Origin of the sequence: Aurantimonas sp. A3-2-R12 (assembly GCF_036016755.1) — a bacterium.
GTDB lineage: Bacteria > Pseudomonadota > Alphaproteobacteria > Rhizobiales > Rhizobiaceae > Aurantimonas > Aurantimonas coralicida_A.
Map to the genome: position 1 here is coordinate 57,987 of NZ_JAYXIH010000024.1, position 7,794 is coordinate 65,780.

Consider the following 7,794-nt stretch of genomic DNA (forward strand, 5'->3'; position numbering starts at 1 on the left):
GAAGCCGTTCTCCTACGGCGTCTTCAGCAGCCGCTCCAGATAGTCTCGTTCGAGCTGCGGTGACAGGGCGTCGCCGAGGCGGTTGCGGATGGCGTCGAGAATGCGCCGGGCGCGCTGGGTGTCGATCTCGTCCGGCACGCCGACATCCTGGCCGAAGTCCGGTCCCTCGGTCTGGCGCTGCCGGCCGAGCGGATCGCGGCCGGAGCGCTGCTGCTGGCCGCCAAAGCCCTGCCCCATCTGCCCTTGCGCGCCCTGGCTGCCCTGCCCCTGCATGGCTTCCTGCATCTGCCGCATCATGTCCTGCCCGCCACGGCGCAGCGCCTCCATGGCGCGGCCCTGCTCCCCGACGGCCTCGCCGTCGTTGCCCTGGCCCAGCGCGCCTTCGGCCTTGCCCATCGCCTCGCCGGCCTCGCCGAAGCCGTCGGACGGCTCCATGCCCATGCCTTCCAACTGCTTCTGAAGGGCCTCCAACTCCTGCTGGAGCTGGCCCTGCTGCTCCTGCAACTGCTTCATCATCTCCTGGAGCTGTTCGGCGGTCATCGGCTCGCCTTGCTGGCCGTCCTGCGGCTGGCCCTGTTGAGACTCACCGGGCCGGCCTTGCTGGCGGTCCTGTTGCTGGCGCTCGAACTGCCGGCGGCCGAGATCGAAGGTCTGGTCCTTCAGCTGCTGCTGGCGCTGCAGCATCTCGCCGAGCTTGTTCATCTGCTGCTGCATGGCGCTTTGTTGGCCCTGCTGCTGCTGGCCGGGCCGCATCGCCTGGAGATTATCCATCATCTGCTGGAGTTCGGACAGAAGCTGCTGGGCGGCGTCCTTGGAGCCGGATTTCGCCAGATCCTCGATCCGGTCCATCATCCGCTCCAGATCCTGCGGACGCAGCTCCTGCATGTCGCCCATCTGCAGCTGGTCCTGGCTCATCGGCGGCTGGTTGCGCATCGCTTCCGCCAAGGCCTGCATATATTCGCGCATCGCCTCGCGCAGTTCCTGCATCAGCCGGTCGATCTCGGCGTCGGACGCGCCTTCCTCCAGCGCCTCGGCGAGCTGTTCGCGCGCGTCGCGCAGCCGCCGCTCGGCCAGCGACAGATTGCCGTCCTCGATACCGAGGGCGATCTCCCACAGGAAGTCGACCGACGACAGCAATGCCTCGTCGCTGTAGGCGGTGGCGATGCGGGTGCGCGCGGCACGGAGCGCCAGATAGTCGGCCGGGTTCTCGATGAACTCCTCGCCGCGCAGGGTGACCGCGTCGAGCATCTCGACCACGCGCGGCACCGCGTTCGCATCGAGCGCCAGTATCCGCCGCTGCTCGACGACGGCGCGAGCGAGCGGATTGGTGAACCGCCGCTCGGGCAATGTCAGCGGCATCGTTTCGGAACGACCGGACTGGCCGGCGTCATCGGTGGCAACCAGCGTCATCGCCACCTTTGCCCCGGCATAAGGACTTTCGGTCAGATCGGCGCTGGTGCGCCCCTCGGCCGCGCCCTTGGTGCGACGGGGCAGAGCAAGGTTGATCTCGGGCGCGGCGACCAGCGGCCGGGCATTGGCAGCGACGACATCGTCGGCGACGACGATCTCCGCGCGGCCTTTGCGCACGCCGTAATCGTCGGTGACCGTATAGGCGAGCTGCAGCGCGCCGTTACGGGCTTCGCTCGGCTCCTCCTTGAAGGCGATCTTAGGATCGGCGTCGGGCGTCACCGCGAAAGTCCAGCGACCGAGCGTCGAAAAGGCAGTGGCAAGCGCCGCCTCGCCGCTTTCTTCCAGGGCAAAGGCGTATTCGCGCGGACCGGCCGCGACCTTCGCCAGCTTCGGCGCCTCGCCATCCCCCGCCGTCTCGGCCTCTTCGTCGGCGCCGACCGGTGCGACGGTGATCGGCTCCGCGCCTTCAGCCGTCGCAGTGAAGACGAGGTCGGCGGCCGCACCGTCGGACAGACGGACGGACAGGACGCTGCCCTCGGGAACCCCGATCGGCCCGTCACCCGCGCCGCCGGCGTCGGTCAAGAAGATCGGCGCCCGGCCGGTATAGCTCGGCGGCGTCACCCAGGCGTCGACACGGGCGACGGTCACCGCTTCGGCGTCCGCCGGGGCGAACGCGTCGAGAACCCGGCCGCCGCCGGGGCCGAAAGAAAACGCGAAGGCGGTGACCAGGAGCAGCGCGACAAGTGCCCGCAGGCCAAAGGGGTCCAGCCGTTCGGTCCGGGTGTTGGGGGAGCCGCCGCTGAGATTGCGCAGCCGCTCGGCCATGCGCCGCTGGTGCTCGTGCCACAGGGCTTTAGCGAAGGGATCGTCCGAGACGGCGTGGTCGCCCTGCACCCGCAGCGGCTGGTGGGCCAATCGGCTGACGCTTTCGATCCGGGCGTCGACGTCGCCGGCCGTCGGCAGCCGCAGCCCACGGTTGAACCAGAGCGCGGCCACGGCAAGGCCGGACAGAACCGCCAGAACGGCGCCGCGGCCATAGAACGGCATCGCTGCGAACAGGCCAAACCAGGAAAGAATCAGGAAGACGCCGGCGAGACTGGCGAAGGCCAGGACGAGCGGCCACGCCCGCTCGACGAGGAGCGCCGTGGCGGCGAATTTTCGCGTCAACGCGATCCGTCCGGCCTTGGTCCAGTCGTTGTGCCGGTCGGTCTCGGCCATGGGCCCGCTCTCGTTCTTTTTACGTGCGGAGAACCTTACCGGATTTTACGGCGAAGGCGAGGCGAGTGACGCAGGTGTGAAGGCGTGCCAACCGCGATCAAACGTCGCCCTCTAGCCACGGCGGCAGTCGGTCGAGGCCGATCAACTCCTCGATGGTCTGGCGCGGGCGGACGACATGAAAGGCGTCGTCCCGGACCATGACTTCCGCGATCAGGGGGCGGGAATTGTAGGTGCCCGACTGCACCGCGCCATAGGCCCCGGCGGAGGAGACATAGACGAGATCGCCCGCTTCGACGCTGGGCAGGTCGCGGTCCTTGGCGAGGAAATCGCCGCTCTCGCAGACCGGTCCGACGACGTCGGCGACGATCCGTCGCGCGTCCGGATCATCAACCACCGGATGGATGTCGTGCCAGGCGTCATACAGCGTCGGGCGAATCAAATCGTTCATCGCCGCGTCGACGATGACGAAAGTCTTGCCCTCCGCCTTCTTCACATAGAGGACCTTGGTCACCAGAATGCCGGCATTGGCGGCGATCAGCCGGCCGGGCTCGAACACCACCTGGCAGTCGAGGTCGCGCACATGCCGCTTGACGATCTCGGCATAGGCCGGCGGCTCCGGCGGCGGCGCGTTGTCGCGGCGATAGGGCACGCCGAGCCCGCCGCCAAGGTCGATGTGATCGATCGTGTGACCTTTCACGCGCAGCTTGCGCACCAAATCGGCGAGACGGTCGAACGCCTCGTCGAAGGGCTCCAACTCGACGATCTGGCTACCGATATGCATGTCGATGCCGGAGACGTGAATGCCGGGCAGCGAACGGGCACGATCGTAGACCGCCTCGGCGCGCTCGAAGGCGATGCCGAACTTGTCGGACTTCTTGCCCGTGGAGATCTTGGCGTGGGTGCGCGCGTCGACATCCGGATTGATGCGGAAGGACACATTGGCGCGGATACCGGCCTGTGCCGCGCGGGCCGAGATCGCGTCCAACTCGGGCTCGGATTCCACGTTGAAGCAGAAGATCCGCGAGGCGAGAGCCAGATCGATCTCCTCGATGGTCTTGCCGACCCCGGAGAACATGATCTTCTCTGGCGGAATCCCGGCCTTGAGCGCGCGCAGCAATTCGCCGCCCGACACCACGTCGGCCCCCGCCCCGAGCCGGGCCAGCGTCGCCAGCACCGCCTGGTTGGAGTTCGCCTTCATGGCGTAGCAGACCAGCGCGTCGATATCGGCGAAGGCGCGGGCGAAGACCTCGTAGTGCCGGGTCAGTGTCGCGGTCGAATAGCAATAGAACGGCGTGCCGATGTCGCGCGCGATCGCCGCCACACTGACGCCCTCGGCGTGGAGGGCGCCGTCCCGGATTTCGAAATGATTCATGGCAAGGCTTGCGGTGGTCGAAGCGGAATAACCGGCTCGGTTTCGGACCTAGTGGTCCGATTTCGACATTTGCATCCCGCTTGGAGCACCCTGGCAAGCAAATGTCGAAATCAAAGGGCCACTAGCAACTTTATGACTCTCGTGGATTTTTCAAATTTGACATTTGATTTGGAGTCCGCCGCACGTGGGTTTCAAATGTCAAATTTAATCCACTAGTTCAGCAGCGGATCGAGGAAGAACCGTTTGCCGGAGGCGTCTTTGTTCCGGGTGACCTCGGCGGCGCTGACCATATTGTCGTTCTGGACATCCGAGATCCGTGCGGCACGAACGGCTGTGCCGGTCTCGCCGCTGCCGAGGATGTTGGTAGTCCCGCCTTGGGTCTGTTCCGCCACCACGGCGGGCACCTCGTTGGTGTCCGGCGCCACCGGCAGGTTCTTCACGCCGCAGCCGCCAAAAACCGACAGCGCAGCCAGAATCAGCACCGGCTTGGCCGCAAGGCTCGATCGCTCCGTCATCTCGTCACCCCTCAGCACATCGCCAACCGTCGATCCCCGTCACCGCGGTGATAACGGTTCGCGACGAAGAAATCACCACCCGCGGCGACTATTCGCCATCGCCGCCGAGTCGATCGCGCCAATAGGCGATCTGGGCGCGGACATTGGCGGGCGCCGTGCCGCCGAAGCTGGTGCGACTGTTCACCGAAGCATCGACGCCGAGCACGGAATAGACCGCGTCGGTGATCCGCGCCTCCAGCGTTTGCAGAAGATCCAACGGCAGATCATCGAGCCCGACGCCGCGCTCCTCGGCGAGCGCCACCGCCCGTCCGGTCACATGATGCGCCTCGCGGAACGGCAGCCCCAGTTCCCGCACCAACCAATCGGCGAGGTCGGTGGCGGTGGAAAAGCCGTGGCCGGCCGCCCGGCGCATCGCCTCGGTTTCGATGGTCATGTCGCGGACCATGCCGGTGGCGGCGGCGAGCGCCAAGGCCAGCGAATCGATCGCGTCGAAGACCTGTTCCTTGTCTTCCTGCATGTCCTTCGAATAGCTGAGCGGCAGCCCCTTCATCACGGTCAGCAGCGAGATCAGCGCGCCATTGATGCGGCCGGGCTTGGCCCGAACCAGTTCGGCAGCGTCCGGGTTCTTCTTCTGCGGCATGATCGAGGAGCCGGTCGAGAACGCGTCGGACAGCCGGACGAAGCCGAATTGCGGCGTCGACCAGATGACGATCTCTTCGGCGAGACGCGACAGATGCGTGCCGCAGATCGCGGCCACCGAGAGAAATTCCAGGGCGAAGTCCCGGTCGGACACCGAATCGAGCGAGTTGCGGGTCGGCTCGCGAAAGCCCAGCGCTTCCGCCGTCTGGTGCCGGTCAATGGCAAAGCCGGTGCCGGCAAGCGCGGCGGCGCCGAGCGGACATTCGTCGAGACGGGTGATCGCGTCATGGCAGCGCGACAGGTCGCGGGCCGCCATTTCGACATAGGCGAGGCAATGGTGGCCGAAGGTGACCGGCTGGGCGACCTGGAGATGGGTGAAGCCGGGCATGATCGTGTCGGCATGCGCCTCGGCCTTGTCGAGCAGCGCGCCGATGAAGGCTTCGAGCGCTTCGGCAAGCGAGCCGAACGCCGCCTTCACGTGCAGGCGGAAATCGACCGCGACCTGGTCGTTGCGCGAACGGGCGGTGTGCAACCGGCCGGCCGCCGGGCCGATCAGTTCGGCCAGCCGCGCCTCGATATTCATATGGATGTCCTCGCGCTCTCGCGAGAAAGTGAAGCGCCCCTCGGCGATCTCGGCGCGGATGTCCTCCAGACCCGCTATGATCTGGCTGGCATCCTCCGCCGAAATGATGCCTTGATCGGCCAACATGGCGGCATGGGCTTTCGAACCGGCGATATCCTCGTCATAAAGCCGTCGATCGAAATCGATGGAGGCGTTGATCTCCTCCATGATGGCGTCGGGTCCGGCGGCAAAGCGACCACCCCACATCGCATTGCTGGACGTGGGGACGTTGCTTGACTTGGGAACGTTGCTGGTCTTCTGGCGCATGAATACTCGAAAGGGCTTTTGACGGTATGTCCGAGGAAACACGACAGGCTTCGAACGGGCGGCGGCTCGGTGTCATCGCCGGGATCGCGCTGATCTCAGGCATCGCGGCGGGCGGTGTCGTCCTATACGTGAGCGAGACGGGGTCTGGCAACGAAGTCGCCGCCACGTCCTGCCCGGCCGACGAGGCGATCTATGCCGCGATCGACGGCGCGGCGCGCGGCGAGGTCGCGGCCGTGCAGGCGCTCGACGCGCCCTTCGACATCTCCGCGATGGCGTTTACGGACGGCGACGGCCAGCCGGCAAGCCTGAAGGATTTTTCCGGCAAGACGCTGCTGGTCAATCTGTGGGCGACCTGGTGCGTGCCCTGCCGGCTCGAGATGCCGGCGCTCGACGCGCTGGAGCAGCAGGAGGGAGGCGAGGATTTCGCCGTGATCCCGATCAACATCGACACCGGCAGTATCGACAAGCCGAAGAAGTTCTACGCCGAGACCAAGCTCACCGCCCTGCCCCTGTATCGCGACGAAACGATGGGCGTGTTCGACGATCTCAAAGGGCGAGGGCTGGCTTACGGCCTGCCCGTCTCGGTACTGGTCGGACCCGACGGCTGCGCTCGCGCGGCGATCAACGGCCCGGCGGAGTGGGCGAGCCCGGATGCGGTGAAGCTGATCGAGGCGGTCAAGAAGAGCGGGCGCACGGTGTGAGGGGGCTTCTATCGAGCCCGCCGCCGGAACCCATTATTTTCAGTTAGACTTGTAGGTAAGGCAAAATCACCTTACCTTTCCTGGAGGTGAGGATGAGGCGAGGCCAATGACAAAGCTCACGGTCACGGCGAAGGGTCAGGTGACGCTGCGCAAGGATGTGCTGAAGCACCTTGGCATCATGCCCGGCGACAAGATCGAGGCCGACATGCAACCGGACGGAAAGGTCCTGCTGCAGAGCGAACGAAAAACCGGTTCGCTTGAGAATTTCTTCGGCAGCCTGGAAGGCTACTACGACGGCCCACCTTTGACGATCGACCAGATCAACGAAGCGATCGAGAAGGGCTGGGCTGGCGAGCCGTGAGGATCACAGTTGATACGAACGTGCTCCTGAGAGCCGCCATAAACGACGATCCGGCAAGCGGTTCCAAAGCGCGCGATCTCCTACAACACGCGGAACTCGTGGTCGTCTCACTCGCCTCGCTTTGCGAATTTGTGTGGGTCGCGTCGCGCACCTACAAACTGCCCCGTGCGGCCATTGCAAGCGCAATCGGAGATTTGCTTTCCGGCAACCAGGTCGTCTGCGACCGGGCGGCGGCCGAGGCCGGCCTTGCCATGCTGGTGGCCGGCGGGGATTTCGCGGACGGCATCATCGCGTTCGAGGGCCGCAGGCTCGGCGGAGACATCTTCGCGACCTTCGACAAAAAGGCGGCGCGCCTGATTGCTGAGACAGGCGGGCGCGTCGAACTGCTTTGAAGATGCCCGCGCCGGCGCGACCACCCGCTAGTAGTGGTACGACTCCGACGCTTCGAGCCCGCGCCAGCGACCCTGCCGGACGAAACGGACGTTCGCGTTTGGTTGCCGGGAGACCGCTTTTTCGATCTTCCCCCCGCTCAAACGGCCACTTTTGCCCTTTTCGGAAACGTATGAGTCTTGGCTGGCACTAATACCAACGGGAGCGAAGGCCGACTCTTCGGGGATTCCCAAGCTGACAGAATTCTGAATCACTGTGGCAAACGGAGGTTTGTCATGGCAGCACCGGTTCCCCTTCGC

General features: G+C 65.6%; 7 protein-coding genes. 3 read left to right on the plus strand and 4 right to left on the minus strand.

The window, feature by feature from the left end; genetic code table 11:
• Window positions 1-12: 12 nt before the first annotated feature.
• From VSX60_RS13700 to argH, 4 genes are all read right to left on the minus strand, one after another.
• Entirely contained in the window at window positions 13-2,628 is a 2,616-nt protein-coding gene (locus tag VSX60_RS13700) for a TIGR02302 family protein (protein ID WP_327624774.1), read from the minus strand.
• 97 nt (window positions 2,629-2,725) lie between these two features.
• Window positions 2,726-4,000 (minus strand): diaminopimelate decarboxylase, encoded by a 1,275-nt coding sequence (gene lysA, locus VSX60_RS13705; protein ID WP_327624776.1) that lies wholly within the window; start codon window positions 3,998-4,000, stop codon window positions 2,726-2,728.
• A gap of 212 nt (window positions 4,001-4,212) precedes the next feature.
• The gene (locus VSX60_RS13710) at window positions 4,213-4,515 is read right to left on the minus strand and encodes a hypothetical protein (protein WP_327624777.1); all 303 of its coding nucleotides are present in this window, start codon (window positions 4,513-4,515) and stop codon (window positions 4,213-4,215) included.
• 88 nt (window positions 4,516-4,603) lie between these two features.
• Window positions 4,604-6,043 carry an argininosuccinate lyase gene (argH, locus tag VSX60_RS13715; protein WP_327624778.1) on the minus strand — a complete coding sequence of 480 codons (1,440 nt, stop codon included), beginning with the start codon at window positions 6,041-6,043 and terminating at the stop codon, window positions 4,604-4,606.
• A gap of 26 nt (window positions 6,044-6,069) precedes the next feature.
• On the opposite strand from argH, the gene tlpA reads away from it, so the two are divergent.
• The 3 genes from tlpA to VSX60_RS13730 all read left to right on the plus strand — a co-directional run bounded on the left by tlpA (window position 6,070) and on the right by VSX60_RS13730 (window position 7,497).
• On the plus strand, window positions 6,070-6,744 hold the full coding sequence (tlpA, locus tag VSX60_RS13720; RefSeq protein ID WP_327624779.1) for a thiol:disulfide interchange protein TlpA: 675 nt from the start codon (window positions 6,070-6,072) through the stop codon (window positions 6,742-6,744).
• A 106-nt stretch (window positions 6,745-6,850) separates the two neighbouring features.
• A complete protein-coding gene (locus VSX60_RS13725) occupies window positions 6,851-7,105 on the plus strand; it encodes an AbrB/MazE/SpoVT family DNA-binding domain-containing protein (RefSeq protein WP_327624780.1) in 255 nt (84 codons plus the stop codon).
• Window positions 7,102-7,497: a type II toxin-antitoxin system VapC family toxin gene (locus VSX60_RS13730; RefSeq protein WP_327624781.1), complete on the plus strand. Its 396-nt coding sequence runs from the start codon at window positions 7,102-7,104 to the stop codon at window positions 7,495-7,497. Before VSX60_RS13725 ends, VSX60_RS13730 begins: the two co-directional genes overlap by 4 nt.
• The last annotated feature ends 297 nt before the right edge of the window (window positions 7,498-7,794 follow it).

What these genes read in the sequence shown, in the direction of transcription:
- VSX60_RS13700 (WP_327624774.1), bottom strand. Translation starts at nt 2,628, where the DNA reads ATGGCCGAGACCGACCGGCACAACGACTGGACCAAGGCCGGACGGATC.
- lysA (WP_327624776.1), bottom strand. Translation starts at nt 4,000, where the DNA reads ATGAATCATTTCGAAATCCGGGACGGCGCCCTCCACGCCGAGGGCGTC.
- VSX60_RS13710 (WP_327624777.1), bottom strand. Translation starts at nt 4,515, where the DNA reads ATGACGGAGCGATCGAGCCTTGCGGCCAAGCCGGTGCTGATTCTGGCT.
- argH (WP_327624778.1), bottom strand. Translation starts at nt 6,043, where the DNA reads ATGCGCCAGAAGACCAGCAACGTTCCCAAGTCAAGCAACGTCCCCACG.
- tlpA (WP_327624779.1), top strand. Translation starts at nt 6,070, where the DNA reads ATGTCCGAGGAAACACGACAGGCTTCGAACGGGCGGCGGCTCGGTGTC.
- VSX60_RS13725 (WP_327624780.1), top strand. Translation starts at nt 6,851, where the DNA reads ATGACAAAGCTCACGGTCACGGCGAAGGGTCAGGTGACGCTGCGCAAG.